The organism is Mesorhizobium neociceri, from assembly GCF_013520985.1.
Taxonomy (GTDB): domain Bacteria; phylum Pseudomonadota; class Alphaproteobacteria; order Rhizobiales; family Rhizobiaceae; genus Mesorhizobium; species Mesorhizobium neociceri.
Map to the genome: position 1 here is coordinate 1 of NZ_JACDTY010000015.1, position 19,956 is coordinate 19,956.

A 19,956-nucleotide genomic window follows, 5' to 3' on the forward strand; every position below is an offset into this window, starting at 1 on the left:
GCCCAAGCATGGAAAATGGTTCCTCTTCTCGGATCCAACTCGCAAAATCGTTTCTCTACTAAATTTATAGACTTACCTAGCCTAACCCCTCAATCAACCGGCCGCGCGGGTTTTCCCGGCGCCCATTCGCAGCGAGGGATCATGTTCAGCCTGACCAGACGCGTTGTCGGCCTCGGCCTTTTGGCGGCGAGCGCCGCCTTGTCGTTTAGCGCCTCGGCGCAGGAGCTCAAGCAGCTCAACATCGGCTACCAGAAGACCGGCCTGCCGGTCATCGCCCGGCAGCAGCAGGTGATCGAGAAGGCGCTGAGCGACAAGGGTGTCGCGGTGAAGTGGGTCGAATTCACCGCCGGCCCGCCGCTGGTCGAAGCACTCAATGTCGGCGCCATCGATGTCGGCTGGACCGGCGACGCGCCGCCGATCTTCGGCCAGTCGGCCGGCGCCAACATCGTCTATGCCGCCGCACTTCCGGCCAATGGTGACGGCGAAGCGATCTTCGTCAAGCCGGCATCGCCGATCCAGTCGCTCGCCGATCTCAAGGGCAAGCGGATCGGCGTCGGGAAGGGTACCAGCGCCCACAATCTGCTTGTCGCGGCGCTCGAAAAGGCAAGCATTCCCTTCGACCAGATTACGCCGGTCTACCTCAGCCCGGCCGATGCTGCGGCAGCCTTCGCCAGTGACCAGATCGATGCCTGGGCTGTCTGGGATCCGTTCTTCGCCATCGCCGAGACGCGCTACCAGCCGCGCGTGCTGACGCGCTCCAGCGAGATGCTCAAGGTGAACACCTATTTCCTCGCCAACAAGGATTTTGCCAAGGCGCATCCGGAGGCCATCACCACGACGATAGCCGCGCTTGGCGTCGCGGCGAAATGGGCGGACGCGAACCGCGACAAGGTGGCCGCCGCCCTGCATGAAGTGACCGGCGTGCCGCTCGACGCGCAGACGATCGCCGCCAACCGCACCAAGTTCGGCATCTTCCCGATCACCGACGAGGTCATCGCGGGCCAGCAGGCGACCGCCGACCGCTTCTACAAGCTCGGGCTGATCCCGAATGCGGTGCGCATCTCCGACGCCGTGTGGACCGCGCCCGGCAACTGATTTTTCTCGCGCGGCGCCGGGCGGAAACGTCCGGCACCTTTGCCGTTTCCGCTTCAAGGATCTTGCCATGACCGCTCAAGCCAATCCGCAAGCCGGGCCACTCGATTTCTTCTGGTTCATCCCGACGCATGGCGACGGCTCCTATCTCGGTTCCGAGCAGCAGCAGCGGCCGCCCGAGTTCGCCTATTTCAAAGAGATCGCGCAAGCGGTCGACCGGCTCGGCTTTCCCGGCGTGCTGCTGCCGACCGGGCAGAATTGCGAGGATTCCTGGATCACCGCCTCCGGCCTTGCGGCGCTGACGGAAAAGCTCAAATTCCTGGTGGCGCTGCGGCCCGGCGTGACGCTGCCGACCTTCGCGGCGCGCCAGACGGCGGCGCTCGACCGGCTGAGCAATGGCCGGCTGCTGCTCAATGTCGTGGTCGGCGGCAATCCGACCGAACTCGCCGGCGACGGCGTCTTCCTGCCGCATGACGAGCGCTATGCCCAGGCGCAGGAATTCCTGACCATCTGGCGCGCGCTGGTGTCGGGCCAGAGCGTCAATTTCAACGGCAAATACTACCGCGTCGACAATGGCCGCCTCGACCTGTTGCCGAGCCAGGAGCGGCCGCCGCTCTATTTCGGCGGATCGTCGGATGCGGGCCAGGAGCTCGCCGCCGATCTCGTCGACATGTATCTGACCTGGGGCGAGCCGCCGGCGCAGGTCGCCGAGAAGCTGGCTGCTGCGCGCAAGAAGGCCGAACGGCGCGGCAGAAAACTGCGTTTCGGCATCAGGCTGCATTTCATTGTGCGCGAGACCGAGGAAGAGGCCTGGCGCGCTGCCGACCGGCTGATCAGCCACGTCACCGATGCGCAAATCGAAAACGCCCAGGCCCGCTTCACCAAGGAGATGGATTCGGTCGGCCAGCGGCGCATGGCAGAACTGCATGGCGGCCGCCGCGACCGGCTGGTGGTGTCGCCCAATCTGTGGGCCGGCGTCGGGCTGGTGCGCGGCGGCGCCGGCACCGCGCTGGTCGGCTCGCCGGAGCAGATCGTCGAACGCATCCGCGAGTACCAGGCGATCGGCATCGACACCATCATCGGCTCCGGCTACCCGCATCTCGAGGAAGCCTACCGCGTCGCCGAGCTTCTGTTCCCGCGGCTTGGGCTCGGGACCAAACGGGCGCAGGCGCATGAGAACATCGCCAACGAGTTCGCGGTCGGCTTCCATGGCGCGAACCGCCTGCAGGCCTCGTCATGACACTGACTCAACGCGTCAAACAGAACGGCATCGGTTGGCTGTTGCCGGCGCTGGTGATCGTTGGCTGGGAAGCCGCCAGCCGCGTGGGCGTCATGCCGGCCAATGTGCTGCCGGCACCGAGTGCGGTGGCCGAAGCCTTCTGGCGGCTGACGCTGTCGGGCGAGCTGATCCAAAACATCGGCGTCAGCACGCTGCGCGCGCTGGCCGGCTTTGCCGTCGGCGGCTCGATCGGCTTTGCGCTCGGCCTTGCCAACGGGCTTTCGGCGCTGAGCCGCGGCCTGACCGACACGACGCTGCAGATGATCCGCAACATCCCGCATCTGGCGCTGATCCCGCTGGTCATCCTGTGGTTCGGCATCGACGAGGAAGCCAAACTGTTCCTGGTGGCACTCGGCGTGTTCTTCCCGATCTATGTCAACACGCTGCTCGGCATCCAGAGCGTCGACCCGCAGCTGGTCGAAATGGGCCGGGTCTACGGCATGGACCGGCGCGCGCTTTTCCTGTGCGTCATCCTGCCCGGCGCACTGCCGGCGATCTTCGTCGGCCTGCGCTATGCCTTGGGCATCATGTGGCTGACGCTGATCGTGGCGGAGACCATCTCGGCCAGTTCCGGCCTTGGCTACATGGCCATGCAGGCACGCGAATTCCTGCTCATCGATGTCGTCGTGCTGTCGATCCTGATCTATGCGCTGCTCGGCAAGCTCGCCGACAGCCTCGCCCGCCTGCTCGAGCGGCTGTCGCTCGGCTGGCATCCCGCCTTCCAGAACGCCTGAGGTATCGATGCCCGCCGCCAGCCTCGCCGCCGTCCGCTCCTTCGTCGCCGCCCCGATACCGACACGGCCGGCGGTGTCAGTCGAAAGCCCGCGCGCCTTCGCCTTCAAGGGCGTGGAGAAGCGTTTTGGCGACAAGGTCGTGCTCGACGGCATCGATATCGACGTGCCGGTCGGACAGTTTGTCGCCGTCATCGGCAAGAGCGGCTGCGGCAAGAGCACGCTTTTGCGGCTGCTGGCCGGACTCGACCGGCCGACCGCCGGATCCCTGATATTCGGGCCGGAAGCAAAGGCCGGCGCCGGGGAAGAGAGCCGCACACGCTTCATGTTCCAGGAGCCACGGCTGCTGCCCTGGGCCAGCGTGGTCAAAAATGTCGAGGTCGGGCTGACCGGCATTGCCGCCGGCGCGGAAGCCAGGCGGCGCGCGCTCGCTATTCTGGGTGAGGTCGGCCTCGCAGACCGGGCCGACGAATGGCCCTCTGTGCTGTCCGGCGGCCAGAAGCAGCGCGTGGCGCTGGCGCGCGCGCTGATCGGCCAGCCGCAGATACTGGCGCTCGACGAGCCGCTCGGCGCGCTCGACGCGCTGACCCGGATCGAAATGCAGCAGCTTCTGGAGCGCATCTGGCTCGAGCAGAAATTCACCGCCGTGCTGGTCACGCATGATGTCGCCGAGGCGGTGGCGCTCGCCGACCGGGTGGTGGTGATCAGCGAAGGCCGGATCGCGCTCGACCTCGAGGTGCCGGTGGCGCGGCCGCGCTGGCGCGGCTCCGTCGAGCTCGCCCGCCTGGAGGGCAGGATTTTGGATCAGCTGTTCGGCTAGTTCCTTGACCAGGATCGGCCGGCGGCTGCTCGTCAGATGCGCGAACGGCTCGCCCACGCCAGGCCCAGCAGGCCGAGCATCATGGTGACGATGCCGATATAGAGCCATTGCGACTGGCCGGTCATGAAGCTGCCGCCGACCACGCCTATGCCCTGCAGCGACCACAGCGCGCCGATGGCGAGCACAATCAGGGCCAGCAGATATCTGAACAGTCTCATCGCCGAGATTCCTTTCCCAAGTCGATCGTCAACTGCGCCATGGCCGTGATGAAAGAGCGAAAGGAAGAGGTCCAGTCGCGCGTGTTTTTACTTGTATAATAACGCCTTATCTTGCTGAAGGTATCTGCAAGATCGCCGCGAAAGCCGCCTGAAATACGCCAGTGCATCGCGAAAAACCCCTGACAAACTGTTTCCCAGTGACTCCAAACGTGTGCCAGTGCCACGGAACCGCCAGATACCTGCCGCATTTCCTGCCTTATTCGACACTTAACGGCTGGGGTCTGTCCAAGAACGGAGCCAATCCCCCAACATGAAGAAAATAAACCAGACCGCGCTTGTCGCGGTAACGATAGCGGCTGGCCTGATGGTCGGCGTGTCCGCCTCCTCCGCCGCCGGCCAATGCGGCCGTGCTTCCTGGTACGCGCTGCACTCCCGGACCGCCAATGGCGAGCGCATGAACCCGTCGGCAATGACCGCCGCGCACCGCAGCCTGCCCTTCGGCACCAGGCTGAAGGTGACCAACCAGAACAATGGCCGCAGCGTCGTCGTGCGCATCAACGACCGTGGCCCATTCATAAAGGGGCGCGTGCTCGACCTGTCGAAGGGCGCCGCCGGCCAGCTCGGCTTCATCGGCTCGGGCCATACCTCCGTCTGCATGGCGCGCGTCTGATCCTGCCGTGTCCGGCCCATCGGGGGCCGGACTCGTCCTGCCATGCTGACCCGCCAGTCCTGGCTTTCGCAGCTGCACATTGAGCCGGCTGCCTCTGTTCAAAGCGGATTCTCAAGGCCTTGGACCAAAGAATGGCATATGTCACGCCACGTGACGTATTGCATCGCAGCAATATCTTGTTAACCTCCGCGCGAGACATTCAAGGCTCGGCGCTGCTCGTCGTCCTTCAGTCACGGCAGCTGCGGAGTACCTGATGTTCTACCAGCTCTATGAAATGAACCATGCCGCCCTGCAGCCCGCGCGGCTCTATGCCGATGCGGTGCGGCTGTTCTACACCAATCCGCTCAACCCGTTTTCGCACACGCCGTGGGGCCGCTCGGTGGCTGCGACCGCCGAATTGTTCGAGCGCACGACGCGCCGTTACGGCAAGCCGCATTTCGACCTGACCAAGACCGTGGTCGACTGGAAGAGCGTCGAGGTCAACGAAAAAACGGTGTGGTCGCGGCCGTTCTGCAACCTCACCCGCTTCGAACGGTCCGTGCCTGCCGGGCGCAAGGCCGACCCAAAGCTTTTGATCGTGGCGCCGATGTCGGGCCATTACGCGACGCTGCTGCGCGGCACGGTCGAGGCGATGCTGCCCTATGCCGACGTGCACATCACCGACTGGGTCGATGCCCGCATGGTGCCGGTGACCGACGGCCATTTCGACCTCGACGACTACATCGACTACATCATCGGCATGCTGCATGCGCTGGGGCCGGACACCCATGTTATGGCGGTGTGCCAGCCTTCGGTGCCGGTGCTGGCGGCGGTGGCGCTGATGGAAAAGCACGGCGATCCGTTCGTGCCCTCGACCATGACGTTGATGGGCGGGCCGATCGACACCCGTCGCAACCCGACCGCCGTCAACCTTCTGGCCAAGGAAAAGGGCATCGACTGGTTCCGCGACAATGTCATCATGAACGCACCGTGGCCGGTGCCGGGCTTCGGCCGCGAGGTCTATCCGGGCTTCCTGCAGCTGTCGGGCTTCATGAGCATGAACCTCGACCGCCACATCATTGCCCACAAAGACTTCTTCATGCACCTGGTCAAGCATGACGGCGACAATGCCGAGAAGCACCGCGACTTCTACGACGAATATCTGGCGGTTATGGACCTGACGGCGGAGTTCTATCTGCAGACCGTCGACACGGTGTTCGTGCGCCACGCTCTGCCCAAGGGCGAGATGATGCATCGCGGCGAAATCGTCGACACCAAGGCGATCCGCAACGTCGCGCTGTTTACGGTCGAAGGCGAGAACGACGACATTTCCGGCCTCGGCCAGACCCAGGCCGCGCACGACCTCTGCCCCAACATCCCGGCCGACCGGCATGCCCACTACATGCAGCCGGCCGTCGGCCATTACGGCGTCTTCAACGGTTCGCGCTTCCGCTCGGAAATCGTGCCGCGCATCGTCGATTTCATCACCAGCTACGGCCGCCAGAACCGCGTGGCGGTCAAACCGAGGCTGGTTCGCTCCGCCAAGGGCTGAGGCTCGATACAGCTGTGGCGTGCATTGCCTGCAACAGCGGGGCGACTTTGCACGCTAGAGGCGTTCTGTTGCACAATAGACGCTGTTGGGCGGGCGCGGGTAACCATGCCGATGAATCTCTCTCCCCCCATAATTGACACGGACTGTAAATCCCCTTTAACCTTTCGTTAACAACAAGGGCGAACGGGGACAATGACTTCCTCAGCGATGGCACGGACGCTGCGCTTGTGTGCGGCAACAGGGCTTGCGGTTTTGGGATGCTGGGGGGCGCCGGCATTGGCGGGCGGCGCCATGGCAACCGGCGGCATGACGTCGCAACCGATCGGCCACTATGATTTCTGCAAGGCGCATCCGGGCGAATGTTCGATCCGGCCGAGCAATCTCGTTCCCGCCGCGATGACCGATGCCTTCATGCGCAAGCTGATCAGCGTCACCGCCAGGGTCAACGCCGCCGTCAAGCCGATGAGCGACTACGACATTTACGGCAAGGACGAAGTCTGGGCCTATCCCGACAAGGGCGTCGGCGACTGCGAGGACTATGTGCTGGAAAAGCGCCGCCAGCTCTTCCGCTCGGGCGTGTCGCTGGCTGATCTCCTGATCACCGTCGTGCGCAAGCCGGACGGCGAAGGCCATGCGGTGCTGACGGTGCGCACCGACAAGGGTGACTACGTCCTCGACAATCTCACCGACAAGGTGAAGATCTGGGACGCCACCGGCTACCGCTTCCTCAAGCGGCAGGCGATCGACAACACCGGCCGCTGGGTCTCGATCCGCGGTGGCCAGCAAGTGCTGGTAGGCGCGGTCCAGTAATACGGACACGACGGTTTTCGAACAGGCTGCTGCGCGCGGCCGCTTCGATACGCCTTAGTCGCTTTAACACAATAGGTTGGCGCCGCCCCTCATTGCCCTGCCGGGCATTTCTCCCCGTATAGCGACGGGGAGAAAGAACGCCGTCGCGTACGATTTCGCCAACCATCGAAAGGGCGCGCCGAGGCTGCGGCCCGCCCCCTTCTCCCCGTCACTATACGGGGAGAAGGTGCCGGCAGGCGGATGAGGGGCGGCGCCAGCGTTGCCAACCGCGCACCCCCGAACCGCCTTTCCAAAAAAATTTCGCAACCTCCGTGAACCAAACCGTCTCCGCCAGCGACACACAGCCGTAAACGAACCCAACCAATCCAACCAAGGAGACTTCAAATGACTGCTTTTCTGCGTAACACCTTCCTCGCCGCCGTCGCGGTATCGTCGTTGGCCGGATCGGCTTTGGCCGACCAGAACATCCCGAGCTGCGCCAAGACGTCGACCAACGACCTGTGGAGCAACCGCTGCTGCGGCGCCGGCGACGTGAGCTGCCTGGGCAAGGGCCGCGACCATGGCGAACATGGCAGTACTGGCGGCCGTGGCGGCCAGGCTGGCGCGAAGTAATCTCGCCATATGCCCGCTGGCAATCCGCCGGCGGGCATCGCTTTCAGATGAAGTGAATGTGGCACGAGAGGAACTCGCGCCCGCGACGCGTCAACGCCAAGCTACGCCCGCCGTCCAAGTGCTGCCCGGATCGACGCGGTGATGCGGCGAAGCTCGGCTTCGTCCAGCTTCTCGATGTTTTCGGCCAGCAGATTGGCGAGTTCCGTCGCCGCAGGGCTGAGCCCCGACGTGTCGAGCTTTACCCGCGGATGCGAGGCCTCGGCCAGCCGCGCCAGCTCTTCGGCATCGTCCCAGATGACATTGAAATAGCCGATGATTTTCTGGATGAGCGTCCAGGTCGGAGCGCCGCGGCGGCCATGTTCCAACGCCGACAGATAGGCCGCGCTGACGCCGATCGCCTCGGCCATGTCCTTCTGGCGGACACCGCGCTCGATTCTCAGCGCGCGAATCTTTTCCCCGAACGGCGTCATCCGCGAACTCGCCTGAGCCGAACGTATAGTGCGCCCGAACCGCCATGGTTGCGGGCGGCATGGTCGTGGCTGGAAACCAGCGGCCGAAAGGCGGGCGTCGACAGCCAGGCAGGCACGGCGCGCCGCAAGACGCCATCGCCGCCCGAGGACGAACCTTTTCCCGTAATGATCAGGACATAGCGGATGCCGCCGGCATGCGCCCGGTGCAGGAACGAAAACAGCAACGAATAGGCCTCATCCTGCGTCATGCCATGCAGGTCGACGCGGCCTTCGATCGGCAACCTGCCCTTCTTCAGCCTGTCCAGCGTCGGCTCGTCCAGCGCATGCGAAACATGCTGTGCCTTCGGCTTGGCGGCGACGACAGCGCTGACGACGGCCGGCACCTGCACCGGCTTGGGGTCGACGACGATGTCGGGAATGTCGACCGCCATCCTGCCCTTCAACGGCCGCGCCGTGCGCGCCACCAGGTTCCAAAGCACCCGGTCGTCTTCGCTGAGCTTATCGGGGCGCCGGCTCATCGATTCGACCCCGAAACGAGGCCACGCGGCACCAGCGCATAGAAATCGGCCGAATTGCGCACGACCCCGGCGATCTCGCCGGCCGCGTCGCCGGAACCGGCGAAGAGATCGCCGCGCGCCGGTCCAGTGATGGCCGAGCCGGTATCCTGCGCGATCATCAGCCGCCGGAACGGTTTCTGGTCGAAGGCGGTCAGCGACGGCGCGTTTATGTAGAAGGGCGTGCCGAAAGTGTGCAGCAGCCGGTCGACGGCGAGCGAACGGCCCGGGGTCAGCGGCACCTTGGCGGCGGCGATAGGACCGAGCGTCGCATCGTCGACCGCCGCTTCGCGAAAGAAGATGTAGGAGCGGTTCTGCCAGAGGATCTTGTCGATACGGTCGGGATGCGCCCGGAACCAGGCGCGGATCGACTGCATCGTCACTTTTTCCAGCGGGATCTCGCCGATCTCGGCGAGAATCTTGCCCGGACCGGTGAAACGTTGGCCGGATTTGGCGGCATATGTGACACGACAGAGCCGGCCGTCGGTCATCTTCAGCCTGGCCGCGCCCTGCACATGGATGAAGAACGCATCGACTTTTTCCGCAAGCCAGGCGATTTCCAGGCCTTTCCCGGCCAGCGCGCCGCGCTCGATAGCGCCGCGATCAAGATATTCCACCAGCCCCTGCGGCGTGTCGCGGGCGAAGGCCAGGTATTCGTCCATGTCCTCGGGGCGGTTGGCGTCATCAATGTCGACGAGATCTGCCGGTCGCGCCAGCAGCGGCACCGTGAATTGATCCGTGCGCACCGGCGAGGCCTCGACCTCCGGCTCGTAGAAGCCGGTGACCAGGCCGGCATTCTCGGCCTGAACCTGGGCCGGAATGAAATGGCGCTCGAAAAACGCACGAGCGCCGTTCCGATTCGGTAGCGAAACGGAGCGCGCCTCGTCATAGGCGCCGGCAAAAGCCTCGAACCGGACGCCAAGCGAGCCGGTGCGATAAGGCTTGTTCAGGACATGGAAGGCCGAACGGCGAAAGGCCTCATAAGCGGAGAGGTGATCGTCCGCGCCCCAGCCGGGAAGATCGTCGAAGGACTTTTCGACGAAAAGCGGCGATAGCGACACCTCAGCCTCGCCACTGGCCATGTTTGCCTGCATGTCGCTATCCCAAAACCGCTGCCCACTTTGGGCGACATGCAAAGATTCAGTCTTCTTCCTCGGTGGCGACCAGCTTCCAGTTCGGATCGCGCGAGCGTGTGTCGCGGGCGAAGGTCCAGACGTCCTTGACCTCGGCCACCGTCTCGGGATCGCCGTCGATGACAGCGCCCGCCTTGTCGCGGGTCGCCGAGATCAGCTCGCTGACGATGCGCAGCGTGATGTGCGCCTCGCCGCCCTTCATCTCGGCCGAGACGATGTCGGCCTTGTCGATGCCGACAAAGGAGGACTGGATCTTTTCGGCTTTCGCCTCGCGGTCGCCGATAGCGGCGACGAAACCATCAAAAACCTCACGCGACAACAGGTTCTTCAGCGTTTTGCGGTCGCCATCGGCATAGGCCATGACGATCATCTCATAGGCCATCTTGGCGCCGTCGACGAAACCCTTGGGCTCGAAGGACGGATCATTGTCCTTGATTGTGCGCAGGCCTTTGTTGAGGTCGGTGTCGGGCTTGGCGAAGGCGTCGATGGCTGCATAGGTTTCGGCAGCCGTTTCGCCCGGCAGGCGCTTGCGCGGCAGTGAAACCACATTTTCGGGTTTCTGGGTCGCGTCCTTCTCGGTGCGGCTGGCCGTATAGGGATCGAAAGGCGGACGTTCGCTGCCCGTGCGGCGGCCGAGCACGTTGCGCAGCTGGAAGAAGATCACCACTGCGGCAATCAGAAAGAAAATGGTGCCGAAGTCGAAGAATCCCATATCTTTCGCCAATCAATCCCTGACCCGGCCGGGACCGCAGGCCAATCCGGGCCGCGGTCGCATAGCGTTCAACATGCAAAGCATATAGAACGCATGGCGCAATCATTCAAATCAAAGGCAGGCATACCTATCTAACGGCCTCAGTGCCAGCGGCGATTGTACGCCGTCCGGCGAAACATGGAAACGATCGGTCAAGACTTGCGCATTTCCTTCCTCCCTTTGTTCCTGCTTGCGCTGCCCCTGCTGGAAATCGCCGGTTTTGTCATTGTCGGCCGCGAGGTCGGGGCGCTGGCGACAGTCGGCCTGGTGCTGGCTTCCAGCATTGCCGGCGTGCTTCTGCTCCGGCACCAGGGTTTCGGTGTCATGGCGCGGGTACGCGCCGAGATGGCCGGCGGCGGCGACCCCAGCCGCCAGCTCGCGCATGGCGCCATGATCGTGGTTGCCGCGATCCTTTTGATCATCCCCGGCTTCATCACCGACATTATCGGCCTGCTGCTGTTCCTGCCGCCGGTGCGCGACCTTGCCTGGCGCAGGCTCAAGGGCCGCATCGTCGTGGCCACCGATTTCACCGGCAGTTTCCGTGGCAGGTCGCGCGACAAGGTCATCGATCTCGACGATGGCGACTATTCGCGCGAGGATGATTTCAAACGCGGCCCCGACCACAATTCGCCGTGGCGGCGGCTGAAGGATGACTGAAGTCGCCTTGAGGGCGGTCAGGCCCTGAATTCCGGACGCCGGTGCCGCCTTTCGCGAGCCGAGGCAAATGCCCGGAGCCCGAAGGCGGCAAAACCTTGTCTTGTCATGCCGACCATGCTAGCCAACGCCCGATTTCAATTCGGTCAGCGCTGCTGCCCAGGCAAAAGGATCAAGGCTCATGGCCAGCAAAGATGACGCGCCGGTCGGCGCCGCAAACGGCAACGGCGAAACGGCACAGCCGTCGCTCAACGTGCTTGCCCAGTATGTGAAGGACCTGTCCTTCGAAAGCCCCGGCGCGCCGAACTCGCTGCGCGGCCGCGACAAGGCCCCCGGCATCGCCATCAACGTCAATGTCAACGCCAACCCGCTGTCCGACAAGCAGTTCGACGTCAATTTGTCGTTGAACGCCAAGGCGTCCTTCGACCAGGAAGTGCTGTTCAATGTCGAGCTGGTCTATGGCGGCGTCTTTTCCATCTCCGGCTTCCCGCAGGAACACATGCTGCCGATCCTGTTCATCGAATGCCCGCGGCTGCTGTTCCCGTTCGCCCGCCAGATCATCGCCGAAGCCACCCGCAATGGCGGCTTCCCGCCGCTGATGCTCGACCCGATCGATTTCGCGCAGATGTTCCAGCAGAAGCTGGCTGAGGACCAGGCCGCATCGAAGGTCAAGGTGAGCTGAGGCTTGCCACTATGGATTGAAAAGCCCGGCCTTGTGCCGGGCTTTTTTTGTTTGAGACGAGCATACTGAGATGCTGGCGGGACAGCACCCCCCTCTGCCTTGCCAGGCATCTCCCCCTCAAGGGGGGAGATGGCCGTCATCGCGACCTTCGCCAATCTTCGACGTTGCAGGAATAGCCGGAGCGGCGAAGCTGCCAATCTCCCCCCTTGAGGGGGAGATGGCCGGCAGGCCAGAGGGGGGTGTGACGGAACGCTACCTTCCCGATCTGCTCACCCCGCCGCCACCTTCAGCCACAGCGCCTTTTCACCGAGCGTCGCCACCAGCCCGGCATGCGCGGCGCGCTCGCCCTCGGTCAGGCGCGGCGGCAGTGCGATCGGCCTGGCGGCGATTGAGATGTCGATGTCGGCGACGTCACCATTGCCATTGACCTGCACCGCCACCGTTTCGAGGATGAGCGCAGCCTGCTTGCCGCCGATGAGCTCGATATAGACCTCGGCCAAGAGCTCGGAATCGAGCAGCGCGCCGTGCTTGGTGCGGTGGCCGTTGTCGATGCCGTAGCGGCGGCAGAGCGCGTCGAGCGAATTGGGACCCATCGGGTGCTTGCGCCGTGCCAAGGCGAGGGTGTCGACGACGCGCCCGGTGTCGATGACCGACTGGCCGAGCCGGCCGAATTCCGTATTGAGGAAGCCGATGTCGAAATTGGCGTTGTGGGCGACGAGCTTGGCGCCGTCGGTAAAAGACAGCCATTCCTCGGCGATTTCGGCAAAGGTCGGCTTGCCGACCAGGTCGGCGGCGCTGATGCCGTGCACGGCCTGCGCCTCGACATGGACGGCGCGCCCTTGCGGATTGATGAATTTGTGGAAGGTGCGGCCGGTCGGGAAGCGGTTGACCAGTTCGACGCCGCCAAGCTCGATGATGCGGTCGTCGCGCATGTCGAGGCCGGTGGTTTCGGTATCGAAAATGATCTCACGCATAGAATCAGCTCACTGCTTAAGAGAGCAGAATCATACGAGGGAATAAAATGGCAATGGGCAATGCCTCTTTTCCCCTTCTCCCCTTGTGGGAGAAGGTGGATCGGCGCGATAGCGCCGAGACGGATGAGGGGTGTTCCAGCGGAATGAGACGTCGGCGTTCTCTGGAACACCCCTCATCCGTCGCCTTCGGCGACACCTTCTCCCACAAGGGGAGAAGGAAAGCGTCAGCGCCCTGAGAGCTCAGCAATAACGGCGCCGACCGCTGCGCGGGCTGCGTCCATGCCTTCACCGGTGTCGATGACGAAATCGGCCTGGCGGCGTTTTTCGGCGTCGGGTACCTGCTTGGCCAGGATTGCCGCCAGCTTTTCCTCGCTCATGCCCGGCCGCGCCAGCACACGGGCGCGCTGGATGTCGGCCGGGGCGGTGACGACGACGACCTTGTCGACGCGGTTGCGGCCGCCGGTTTCGAACAGCAGCGGAATGTCGAGCACGACAAGCGGCGCGCCGGCGGCACGGTGTTTGGCCAGGAAGGCATCGGCGTCGGCACGCACCAGCGGGTGGACGATTGTCTCCAATGTCTTCAGCGCGGCGGCATCGCCGAGCACCCGCCCGGCGAGCTTGGTGCGGTCGACCACGCCAGACATGGTGGTGCCGGGAAAGGCCGCCTCGACCAGCGGCGCGGCTTTGCCTGAATAAAGCCGATGCACAGTCTCGTCGGAATCATGCACCGGAACGCCGGCGTCGCTGAACATCCTGGCCGTCGTCGACTTGCCCATGCCGATCGATCCGGTGAGGCCGAGCACGATCATCATTTTGCGCCCATCATTTGGCGCCCATCATTTGGCGACCCCATCATTTGGCAGCAATGTCGGCGACGATCATCTGCCGCAACTCCGGCGTGACCTCCGGCTTCTTGCCGAACCAGCGTTCGAAGCCGGGAACGGCCTGGTGCAGCAGCATGCCGAGCCCATCGACCGTCTTCAAATTGCGCGCCCGCGCCGCGGCGAGCAGCGGCGTCTCCAGTGGCACATAGACAATGTCGGAAACGATGGCATGGCCAGGCAGCCCGGCCGGATCGGCGGCCAGCGTGGCATCGCCATGCATGCCGAGCGCCGTCGTGTTGATCAGCAGGCCGGCATCGGCAAGCAGTTCGCCGATCGCGCCATGCGCCGTGATGCCAGCGCCGAAGCGGTCCGCCAGTTCCTGCGCCCGCGCCAGTGTGCGGTTGACGATGCGGATATCCCTGACGCCGCGCACTTTCAGCGCGTGGATGACTCCGCGCGAGGCGCCGCCGGCGCCGAGCACCACGGCCGGACCGTTTCTGTCCCAGCCCGGCGCATGCTCGTCGAGATTGCCGGCAAAGCCGATCCAGTCCGAATTGCCACCCCACAGCACGCCGTCTTCCAGCCACAGCATATTGACAGCGCCTATCATATCCGCCGCCTCGTCGCGGCGTTCGACCCGGGCGAAGGCGACCTCCTTGTGCGGGATGGTGACGTTGCCGCCCTGGTAGCTATTGGCATGGAGCGATGAGAGAAACTCTGGAAAATCGGCGGGCGCGACGTCAATGGCGCGGTAGCTGCCATCGATGCCGTATGTCTTCAGCCAATAGCCATGAATCCTGGGCGAGCGCGAATGCGCGATCGGGTGGCCGGTGACAAAAGCTTTTTTCTCAACCATCGATGGCTCCGAGCGCGTGCAATTCCTTCAGCACCGGCAAAAGCGGCAGGCCGACAATGGTGAAATAGTCGCCTTCGATCTTTTCGAACAGCTGAATGCCTTCGCCTTCGACCTGGTAGGCGCCGACGCTGGCCAGCGCCTTGGCGCCGACGCGGGCCAGATGACGGCCGATGAACGCCGGGTCGAGCTTGCGCATGGTGAGGCTGGCGATGCCGACATGGCGCCACAGCACCTTGCCATCGCGGCACAGCACGGCGGCGCTGTTCAGCTGATGCGTCTTGCCCGACAGCGCCAGCAAGTGGCGGCGCGCGCCTTCCATGTCGGCCGGCTTGTGGAACACCTCGTCGCCAAGCGACAGCGTCTGGTCGCAGCCGAGCACCAAGGCGCCCGGTTTGCGCTCACTGACCTCGGTCGCCTTGGCCTCGGCGAGTATTGAAGCGACATCTTCCGGCGACACACCGCTATCCTGCAACGGCGCCTCGAGCGCACGCTCGTCGACGTCGGCCGGCACGGCTTCGATGTCGAGGCCGGCATTGATGAGCATGGCTTTTCGGAACGGGGAGCCGGAGGCGAGGATGATTTTTTCGGTCATTTTTTGATCCAGTTTAACCGCCGCAACGCAGAAGATTGCCAGGTTGGCGGGGCAGCACCCCCCTCTGCCCTACCGGGCATCTCCCCCTCAAAGGGGGAGATCATGCGCTCAGCCGCTTTCGTCAACTATCAAGGCTGCAAGGTCAAGCGAGGCGATGAAACCGCCAATCTCCCCCCTTGAGGGGGAGATGTCCGGCAGGACAGAGGGGGGTGTGAAGGATCGCGGCGTTGCGAAGGCTCTCTCAACTACCCAGCCATCTATCTATTCTTCCCGCGCAGGGCAACAATGGCCGCTGCCGTCTCCTCGATCGAGCGGCGGCTGACGTCGATCATCGGCCAGTTGTGGCGGGTGCAGATCTGGCGGGCATAGGCGAGTTCTTCCGTGATCGAGGCGCGGTCGACATAATCGGTCGCTTCGTAAGTGCTGCTGTTGCCGAGAATGCGGTTCTGCCGGACATGCGAGATGCGTTCTGCGGTGGCGATGAGCCCGACGATCAGCGGCTTCGAGGCGGCGACCAGGCTTTCGGGCACCGGCACGCCGAGCACGATGGGGATGTTGGCGGTCTTGATGCCGCGGTTGGCGAGATAGATGCTGGTCGGCGTCTTCGATGTCCTTGAAATGCCGATCAGCACGATGTCGGCATCGTCCATATTGAGCGGCAGCTGGCCGTCATCGTGCTCCATGGTGAAGTTCAGCGCATCGATGCGACGAAAATAGTCGGCGTCGAGCACATGCTGGGCACCGACGCGCCGGCCGGCCGGCGTGCCGAGATAGGACTGGAACACGGTCAGCACCGGCTCCAGCACCGAGACGCAAGGCAGACCCATGGCCGCACAACGCTCGTCGATGCCGCGCGCCAGCTTCTGGTCGACGACGGTATAAAGAATAATGCCCGGTTCCTCCTCGATGTCCTCGAACACTTTCGCCACCTGCTTTTCGGTGCGGATGAGCGGGTAGATGTGCTCGATGGCGCGGGCATCCTTGTATTGCGCCGACGCCGCGCGACCGGCCGCCAGCAGCGTTTCGCCGGTGGCGTCGGAAATCAGGTGCAGGTGGAAGAAGCTCTGGGGTTTGTTCACAGGGGGCGGCCTCAGGCTGTGGGCTTGTGTGGATAAACAGGGACCGGGAAAGCGGCCGGCTGGAGGCGACTGTATCAGATGGCGGGTTGTCCACAATTCGATGCGCTGTCGGCTTCGTCGGCCGGCTGGGGACAATTTTGGGGACGGTCGTTTTTGCCAGCGCCTCATCCACAGAGCTGGTTTTGCGAGGCTGGCGTCAAGCCATTGACTCCAGTGATGGAATCCTGGTCATCCACACTCTCCGCCAATCCCCTGGAAGAAGCACGCGACAATATGCTGGCTGGCCTTTTCCAGGGCAAAGCGGGACAGCTGACAACCACCACAACCAACAGACTCTTAGAATCAGAAGATTCTAGAAATAGACTATTTAATTATAGAGAAGGCAGGGGAAGAGAGCGCTCAATGCCCGAGAACCGCATCATGCTGGACGTGCTGAGAGGCGAGGCGCGCTTTCCGCCGCCGCTCTGGATGATGCGTCAGGCCGGGCGCTATCTGCCGGAATATCGCGAGACCAGGAAGCGCGCCGGATCCTTTCTCGATCTCTGCTACAATCCAGACCTTGCCGTTGAAGTGACGCTGCAGCCGATCGAGCGCTTCGGCTTCGATGCCTCGATCCTGTTCTCCGACATCCTTGTCGTGCCCCATGCGCTGGGCCGTGACGTGCGCTTCGAAGAGGGTCGCGGACCGCTGCTGACGCCGATCACGGCGGCGGAGATTTCAGCTCTCAACAGCGAAACGTTTCACGTGAATCTCGAACCGGTCTACGAGACGGTTCGCCGGCTGCGTGCAAAACTGCCTGACGAAACGACGCTGATTGGCTTTTGCGGCGCGCCGTGGACGGTGGCGACCTACATGATTGCCGGCCACGGCACACCCGACCAGGCGCCGGCGAGGCTGTTTGCCTATCGCGAACCCGCGGCTTTCCAGCAGCTTTTGAAAGTGCTTGCCATTCATTCGGCGGCCTATCTGATCCGACAGATCGAGGCCGGCGCCGACGTGGTGCAGATTTTTGATTCCTGGTCCGGCGTGCTCGACGATGCTTCTTTCGAAGCATTCTGTGTTGCGCCGGTGGCGGAGATCGTCGGGAAGGTTCGTGCCGTTCACCCCGATGTTCCGATCATCGGTTTTCCCAAGGGTGCCGGTGCCCGCTACCAGACCTATCGTGAGAAGACCGGTGTGACGGGGTTAGGGATCGACTGGACGGTGCCCCTGGACGCGGCGAAGGCACTGCAGGCCGGTGGCGCCGTGCAGGGCAACCTCGATCCCTTGCGGCTCGTGGCTGGCGGCACGGCGCTGTCCGATGGCGTCGATGCGATCCTGAAGGCGTTGGGTGACGGGCCGCTGATCTTCAATCTCGGCCACGGTATCACGCCCGAGACGCCGGTGGCGCATGTCGAAGCAATGGTGAAGCAGGTGCGGAGCGCAACACGCTGATGGCTCAGTCGAACAATACGGGTAACGCTGCCGGCAGCACGGGTCAGGCAATGATGCGCATGACCATTGGCATCGTTGTCCTGGTGGTTCTCACCGCACTTCTGTTTTTTTTCGCCCCTGAGGACTTCTACCCCTGGGCGAAGGCGATCCATATCCTCGCCGTGATCTCCTGGATGGCGGGCATGCTCTATCTGCCGCGGCTGCTGGTTTATCACGCCGATGCCGAGAAGGGGTCGGTGCAGTCGGAAACCTTCAAGGTGATGGAGCGTCGGCTGCTGCGCGGCATCATAAATCCGGCGATGGTCGTCACCTGGGTGTTCGGGCTCTGGATGGCCTGGAAAGTTTTTGGCTTTCACGGCGGCTGGCTGCACGCCAAGATCGGCTTGGTGCTTCTGCTGTCCGGCGTGCATGGCTATTTGGCGGGCGCTGTCCGTAAATTCGCCGAGGATCGCAACGAAAAACCGGCAAGACACTGGCGGATCGTCAACGAGATCCCCACATTGCTGATGATCGCCATTGTGATCCTGGTTGTCGGCAAGCCGTTTTAGGCGTTTGTTTGACGCAATTCCCAAGGGAAAACCGCCAACACTTTTCCTGGAATTGCTTTTATCGGCGCCGCAAAACGCAGCTTGCTCTTTCAAACGACCGACGATACAAGACGGGTCTTCCTTCCCGTCATGCGCCGCCCATTTCGCTTTTCGGCCGCGCCCGGCATTTGTCGCATCCAGCCGATATTTCCCTCCAAAAGCCTACTCAGAGTCCGTCTATGCAAGAAATGAAACTCGCAGAGTTCAAGAACAAGAAACCGCCAGAGCTGATCGCTTATGCCGAATCGCTCGAAGTGGAAAACGCCAGCGTCATGCGCAAGCAGGAGCTGATGTTTGCCATCCTGAAGAAACTGGCAGCCCAGGAAATCGAGATCATCGGTGACGGTGTGGTCGAAGTGCTGCAGGACGGCTTCGGCTTCCTGCGCTCCGCCAATGCCAACTATCTGCCGGGTCCCGATGATATTTACATCTCGCCCTCGCAGATCCGCCGCTTCTCCTTGAAGACCGGCGACACCGTCGAAGGGCCGATCCGCAGCCCGAAAGAGGGCGAGCGCTATTTCGCCCTGCTCAAGGTCAACACCATCAATTTCGACGATCCCGAAAAGATCCGTCACAAGATTCACTTCGACAATCTGACGCCGCTCTATCCGACCAAGCGGCTGAAGATGGAGATCGACAATCCGACCAGCAAGGACATCTCGCCGCGCGTCATCGACCTGGTGGCGCCGATCGGCAAGGGCCAGCGCGCACTGATCAACGCGCAGCCGCGTACCGGTAAAACCGTGCTGATGCAGAACATCGCCCACTCGATCACGGCCAACCATCCGGAATGCTATCTGATCGTGCTTCTGATCGACGAGCGACCGGAAGAAGTGACCGACATGCAGCGCTCGGTGAAGGGCGAGGTCATCTCCTCGACCTTCGACGAGCCGGCGGTGCGTCACGTCCAGGTCGCCGAAATGGTCATCGAGAAGGCCAAGCGCCTGGTCGAACATGGCCGCGACGTCGTCATCCTGCTCGATTCGATCACCCGTCTCGGCCGCGCCTACAACACCGTCGTGCCGTCATCTGGCAAGGTGCTGACCGGCGGTGTCGACGCCAACGCGCTGCAGCGGCCGAAGCGCTTCTTCGGTGCCGCCCGTAACATCGAGGAAGGCGGTTCGCTGACCATCATCGCCACCGCGCTGATCGACACCGGCAGCCGCATGGACGAAGTCATCTTCGAAGAGTTCAAGGGTACCGGCAACTGCGAAATCCAGCTCGACCGCAAGGTCGCTGACAAGCGCATCTATCCGGCCATGGACATCTTGAAGTCCGGTACCCGCAAGGAGGACCTGCTGGTCTCCAAGCAGGACCTGCAGAAGATCTTCGTGCTGCGCCGCATCCTGGCGCCGATGGGAACAACCGACGCGATCGAGTTCCTCATCGACAAGCTGAAGCAGACCAAGACCAACGCCGATTTCTTTGATTCGATGAACACGTAAGAACGGCCCACTCCGGTCAATGCATTGAAGCCCCATTCCGGGAAACCGGGATGGGGTTTTTCGTTGTCCTGTGAACAGGTCGCATTCCCGATACGGAGTGGCCATAGGCGGCAACTTCTATCGCTCCCTTCATGCGAGGACTCGTGCCCCGAAGATCG

At 63.2% G+C, this 19,956-nt stretch carries 23 protein-coding genes; 13 read left to right on the forward strand and 10 right to left on the reverse strand.

Annotation, left to right across the window (positions count from 1 at the left end; genetic code table 11):
* Positions 1 to 141: 141 nt before the first annotated feature.
* The 4 genes from H0241_RS25070 (at position 142) to H0241_RS25085 (ending at position 3,922) form a co-directional block, all read left to right on the forward strand.
* Entirely contained in the window at positions 142 to 1,095 is a 954-nt protein-coding gene (locus tag H0241_RS25070) for a sulfonate ABC transporter substrate-binding protein (RefSeq protein ID WP_181060524.1), read from the forward strand.
* A gap of 67 nt (positions 1,096 to 1,162) precedes the next feature.
* Positions 1,163 to 2,332, forward strand: a complete 1,170-nt coding sequence (gene ssuD, locus H0241_RS25075; protein WP_181060525.1) for an FMNH2-dependent alkanesulfonate monooxygenase — start codon at positions 1,163 to 1,165, stop codon at positions 2,330 to 2,332.
* Positions 2,329 to 3,105: an ABC transporter permease subunit gene (locus tag H0241_RS25080; protein WP_181060526.1), complete on the forward strand. Its 777-nt coding sequence runs from the start codon at positions 2,329 to 2,331 to the stop codon at positions 3,103 to 3,105. The genes ssuD and H0241_RS25080 overlap by 4 nt, the downstream gene beginning before the upstream one ends.
* Positions 3,106 to 3,112: 7 nt before the next feature.
* The gene (locus tag H0241_RS25085; protein ID WP_181060527.1) at positions 3,113 to 3,922 is read left to right on the forward strand and encodes an ATP-binding cassette domain-containing protein; all 810 of its coding nucleotides are present in this window, start codon (positions 3,113 to 3,115) and stop codon (positions 3,920 to 3,922) included.
* Positions 3,923 to 3,954: 32 nt separating this feature from the next.
* Here the strand turns inward: H0241_RS25085 and H0241_RS25090 are convergent, their stop codons facing one another.
* A complete protein-coding gene (locus H0241_RS25090; protein ID WP_181060528.1) occupies positions 3,955 to 4,140 on the reverse strand; it encodes a hypothetical protein in 186 nt (61 codons plus the stop codon).
* A gap of 310 nt (positions 4,141 to 4,450) precedes the next feature.
* Between H0241_RS25090 and H0241_RS25095 the strand changes: the two genes are divergently transcribed.
* The 4 genes from H0241_RS25095 to H0241_RS25110 all read left to right on the forward strand — a co-directional run bounded on the left by H0241_RS25095 (position 4,451) and on the right by H0241_RS25110 (position 7,763).
* Complete coding sequence (locus H0241_RS25095) at positions 4,451 to 4,810, forward strand: septal ring lytic transglycosylase RlpA family protein (RefSeq protein WP_181060529.1); 360 nt, start codon at positions 4,451 to 4,453, stop codon at positions 4,808 to 4,810.
* A 253-nt stretch (positions 4,811 to 5,063) separates the two neighbouring features.
* Complete coding sequence (locus tag H0241_RS25100) at positions 5,064 to 6,341, forward strand: polyhydroxyalkanoate depolymerase (RefSeq protein WP_181060530.1); 1,278 nt, start codon at positions 5,064 to 5,066, stop codon at positions 6,339 to 6,341.
* A 192-nt stretch (positions 6,342 to 6,533) separates the two neighbouring features.
* Positions 6,534 to 7,151: a transglutaminase-like cysteine peptidase gene (locus tag H0241_RS25105; protein ID WP_181060531.1), complete on the forward strand. Its 618-nt coding sequence runs from the start codon at positions 6,534 to 6,536 to the stop codon at positions 7,149 to 7,151.
* Between the two features lie 384 nt (positions 7,152 to 7,535).
* The gene (locus H0241_RS25110; RefSeq protein ID WP_181060532.1) at positions 7,536 to 7,763 is read left to right on the forward strand and encodes a hypothetical protein; all 228 of its coding nucleotides are present in this window, start codon (positions 7,536 to 7,538) and stop codon (positions 7,761 to 7,763) included.
* A 101-nt stretch (positions 7,764 to 7,864) separates the two neighbouring features.
* On the opposite strand, the gene H0241_RS25115 is transcribed toward H0241_RS25110, so the two are convergent.
* The 4 genes from H0241_RS25115 to H0241_RS25130 form a co-directional block, all read right to left on the reverse strand.
* A complete protein-coding gene (locus tag H0241_RS25115) occupies positions 7,865 to 8,233 on the reverse strand; it encodes a helix-turn-helix domain-containing protein (RefSeq protein ID WP_181060533.1) in 369 nt (122 codons plus the stop codon).
* Positions 8,230 to 8,751 (reverse strand): Smr/MutS family protein, encoded by a 522-nt coding sequence (locus tag H0241_RS25120; protein ID WP_181060534.1) that lies wholly within the window; start codon positions 8,749 to 8,751, stop codon positions 8,230 to 8,232. The genes H0241_RS25115 and H0241_RS25120 overlap by 4 nt, the downstream gene beginning before the upstream one ends.
* The gene (gene mltA, locus H0241_RS25125; RefSeq protein ID WP_181060653.1) at positions 8,748 to 9,848 is read right to left on the reverse strand and encodes a murein transglycosylase A; all 1,101 of its coding nucleotides are present in this window, start codon (positions 9,846 to 9,848) and stop codon (positions 8,748 to 8,750) included. Before mltA ends, H0241_RS25120 begins: the two co-directional genes overlap by 4 nt.
* A 79-nt stretch (positions 9,849 to 9,927) precedes the next feature.
* On the reverse strand, positions 9,928 to 10,632 hold the full coding sequence (locus tag H0241_RS25130) for a Tim44/TimA family putative adaptor protein (RefSeq protein WP_181060535.1): 705 nt from the start codon (positions 10,630 to 10,632) through the stop codon (positions 9,928 to 9,930).
* Positions 10,633 to 10,830: 198 nt separating this feature from the next.
* Here H0241_RS25130 and H0241_RS25135 point away from each other — a divergent pair, with 198 nt between their 5' ends.
* Both H0241_RS25135 and secB read left to right on the forward strand, forming a co-directional pair.
* Positions 10,831 to 11,328, forward strand: coding sequence for an FxsA family protein (locus tag H0241_RS25135; protein WP_328824826.1), 498 nt, complete (start codon positions 10,831 to 10,833; stop codon positions 11,326 to 11,328).
* A 178-nt stretch (positions 11,329 to 11,506) separates the two neighbouring features.
* Positions 11,507 to 12,007, forward strand: a complete 501-nt coding sequence (secB, locus tag H0241_RS25140; protein ID WP_181060537.1) for a protein-export chaperone SecB — start codon at positions 11,507 to 11,509, stop codon at positions 12,005 to 12,007.
* 269 nt (positions 12,008 to 12,276) lie between these two features.
* On the opposite strand, the gene dnaQ is transcribed toward secB, so the two are convergent.
* The 5 genes from dnaQ to H0241_RS25165 form a co-directional block, all read right to left on the reverse strand.
* Positions 12,277 to 12,981, reverse strand: a complete 705-nt coding sequence (gene dnaQ, locus H0241_RS25145; RefSeq protein ID WP_181060538.1) for a DNA polymerase III subunit epsilon — start codon at positions 12,979 to 12,981, stop codon at positions 12,277 to 12,279.
* 224 nt (positions 12,982 to 13,205) lie between these two features.
* Complete coding sequence (gene coaE, locus H0241_RS25150; protein WP_181060654.1) at positions 13,206 to 13,790, reverse strand: dephospho-CoA kinase; 585 nt, start codon at positions 13,788 to 13,790, stop codon at positions 13,206 to 13,208.
* A 43-nt stretch (positions 13,791 to 13,833) separates the two neighbouring features.
* On the reverse strand, positions 13,834 to 14,661 hold the full coding sequence (locus H0241_RS25155) for a shikimate dehydrogenase (protein ID WP_181060539.1): 828 nt from the start codon (positions 14,659 to 14,661) through the stop codon (positions 13,834 to 13,836).
* Positions 14,654 to 15,253: a Maf-like protein gene (locus H0241_RS25160; protein WP_181060540.1), complete on the reverse strand. Its 600-nt coding sequence runs from the start codon at positions 15,251 to 15,253 to the stop codon at positions 14,654 to 14,656. The genes H0241_RS25155 and H0241_RS25160 overlap by 8 nt, the downstream gene beginning before the upstream one ends.
* Positions 15,254 to 15,510: 257 nt before the next feature.
* On the reverse strand, positions 15,511 to 16,332 hold the full coding sequence (locus H0241_RS25165; RefSeq protein ID WP_181060541.1) for a pyruvate, water dikinase regulatory protein: 822 nt from the start codon (positions 16,330 to 16,332) through the stop codon (positions 15,511 to 15,513).
* A 402-nt stretch (positions 16,333 to 16,734) separates the two neighbouring features.
* Between H0241_RS25165 and hemE the strand changes: the two genes are divergently transcribed.
* The 3 genes from hemE to rho all read left to right on the forward strand — a co-directional run bounded on the left by hemE (position 16,735) and on the right by rho (position 19,798).
* Positions 16,735 to 17,766, forward strand: coding sequence for a uroporphyrinogen decarboxylase (hemE, locus tag H0241_RS25170; RefSeq protein ID WP_181060542.1), 1,032 nt, complete (start codon positions 16,735 to 16,737; stop codon positions 17,764 to 17,766).
* Positions 17,766 to 18,314 (forward strand): protoporphyrinogen oxidase HemJ, encoded by a 549-nt coding sequence (gene hemJ, locus H0241_RS25175; protein WP_181060543.1) that lies wholly within the window; start codon positions 17,766 to 17,768, stop codon positions 18,312 to 18,314. Before hemE ends, hemJ begins: the two co-directional genes overlap by 1 nt.
* A 218-nt stretch (positions 18,315 to 18,532) precedes the next feature.
* Positions 18,533 to 19,798 (forward strand): transcription termination factor Rho, encoded by a 1,266-nt coding sequence (gene rho, locus H0241_RS25180; RefSeq protein WP_112560220.1) that lies wholly within the window; start codon positions 18,533 to 18,535, stop codon positions 19,796 to 19,798.
* Positions 19,799 to 19,956: the final 158 nt, after the last annotated feature.

Excerpts from the sequence above, each read along its gene's own strand:
- H0241_RS25155 (WP_181060539.1), bottom strand. The coding sequence starts at position 14,661 with ATGGTTGAGAAAAAAGCTTTTGTCACCGGCCACCCGATCGCGCATTCG.
- hemE (WP_181060542.1), top strand. The coding sequence starts at position 16,735 with ATGCCCGAGAACCGCATCATGCTGGACGTGCTGAGAGGCGAGGCGCGC.
- secB (WP_181060537.1), top strand. The coding sequence starts at position 11,507 with ATGGCCAGCAAAGATGACGCGCCGGTCGGCGCCGCAAACGGCAACGGC.
- coaE (WP_181060654.1), bottom strand. The coding sequence starts at position 13,790 with ATGATCGTGCTCGGCCTCACCGGATCGATCGGCATGGGCAAGTCGACG.
- H0241_RS25095 (WP_181060529.1), top strand. The coding sequence starts at position 4,451 with ATGAAGAAAATAAACCAGACCGCGCTTGTCGCGGTAACGATAGCGGCT.
- H0241_RS25130 (WP_181060535.1), bottom strand. The coding sequence starts at position 10,632 with ATGGGATTCTTCGACTTCGGCACCATTTTCTTTCTGATTGCCGCAGTG.
- H0241_RS25160 (WP_181060540.1), bottom strand. The coding sequence starts at position 15,253 with ATGACCGAAAAAATCATCCTCGCCTCCGGCTCCCCGTTCCGAAAAGCC.
- dnaQ (WP_181060538.1), bottom strand. The coding sequence starts at position 12,981 with ATGCGTGAGATCATTTTCGATACCGAAACCACCGGCCTCGACATGCGC.
- rho (WP_112560220.1), top strand. The coding sequence starts at position 18,533 with ATGCAAGAAATGAAACTCGCAGAGTTCAAGAACAAGAAACCGCCAGAG.
- H0241_RS25120 (WP_181060534.1), bottom strand. The coding sequence starts at position 8,751 with ATGAGCCGGCGCCCCGATAAGCTCAGCGAAGACGACCGGGTGCTTTGG.
- H0241_RS25080 (WP_181060526.1), top strand. The coding sequence starts at position 2,329 with ATGACACTGACTCAACGCGTCAAACAGAACGGCATCGGTTGGCTGTTG.
- H0241_RS25085 (WP_181060527.1), top strand. The coding sequence starts at position 3,113 with ATGCCCGCCGCCAGCCTCGCCGCCGTCCGCTCCTTCGTCGCCGCCCCG.
- H0241_RS25070 (WP_181060524.1), top strand. The coding sequence starts at position 142 with ATGTTCAGCCTGACCAGACGCGTTGTCGGCCTCGGCCTTTTGGCGGCG.
- H0241_RS25115 (WP_181060533.1), bottom strand. The coding sequence starts at position 8,233 with ATGACGCCGTTCGGGGAAAAGATTCGCGCGCTGAGAATCGAGCGCGGT.
- H0241_RS25100 (WP_181060530.1), top strand. The coding sequence starts at position 5,064 with ATGTTCTACCAGCTCTATGAAATGAACCATGCCGCCCTGCAGCCCGCG.
- ssuD (WP_181060525.1), top strand. The coding sequence starts at position 1,163 with ATGACCGCTCAAGCCAATCCGCAAGCCGGGCCACTCGATTTCTTCTGG.
- H0241_RS25110 (WP_181060532.1), top strand. The coding sequence starts at position 7,536 with ATGACTGCTTTTCTGCGTAACACCTTCCTCGCCGCCGTCGCGGTATCG.
- H0241_RS25090 (WP_181060528.1), bottom strand. The coding sequence starts at position 4,140 with ATGAGACTGTTCAGATATCTGCTGGCCCTGATTGTGCTCGCCATCGGC.
- H0241_RS25105 (WP_181060531.1), top strand. The coding sequence starts at position 6,534 with ATGACTTCCTCAGCGATGGCACGGACGCTGCGCTTGTGTGCGGCAACA.
- hemJ (WP_181060543.1), top strand. The coding sequence starts at position 17,766 with ATGGCTCAGTCGAACAATACGGGTAACGCTGCCGGCAGCACGGGTCAG.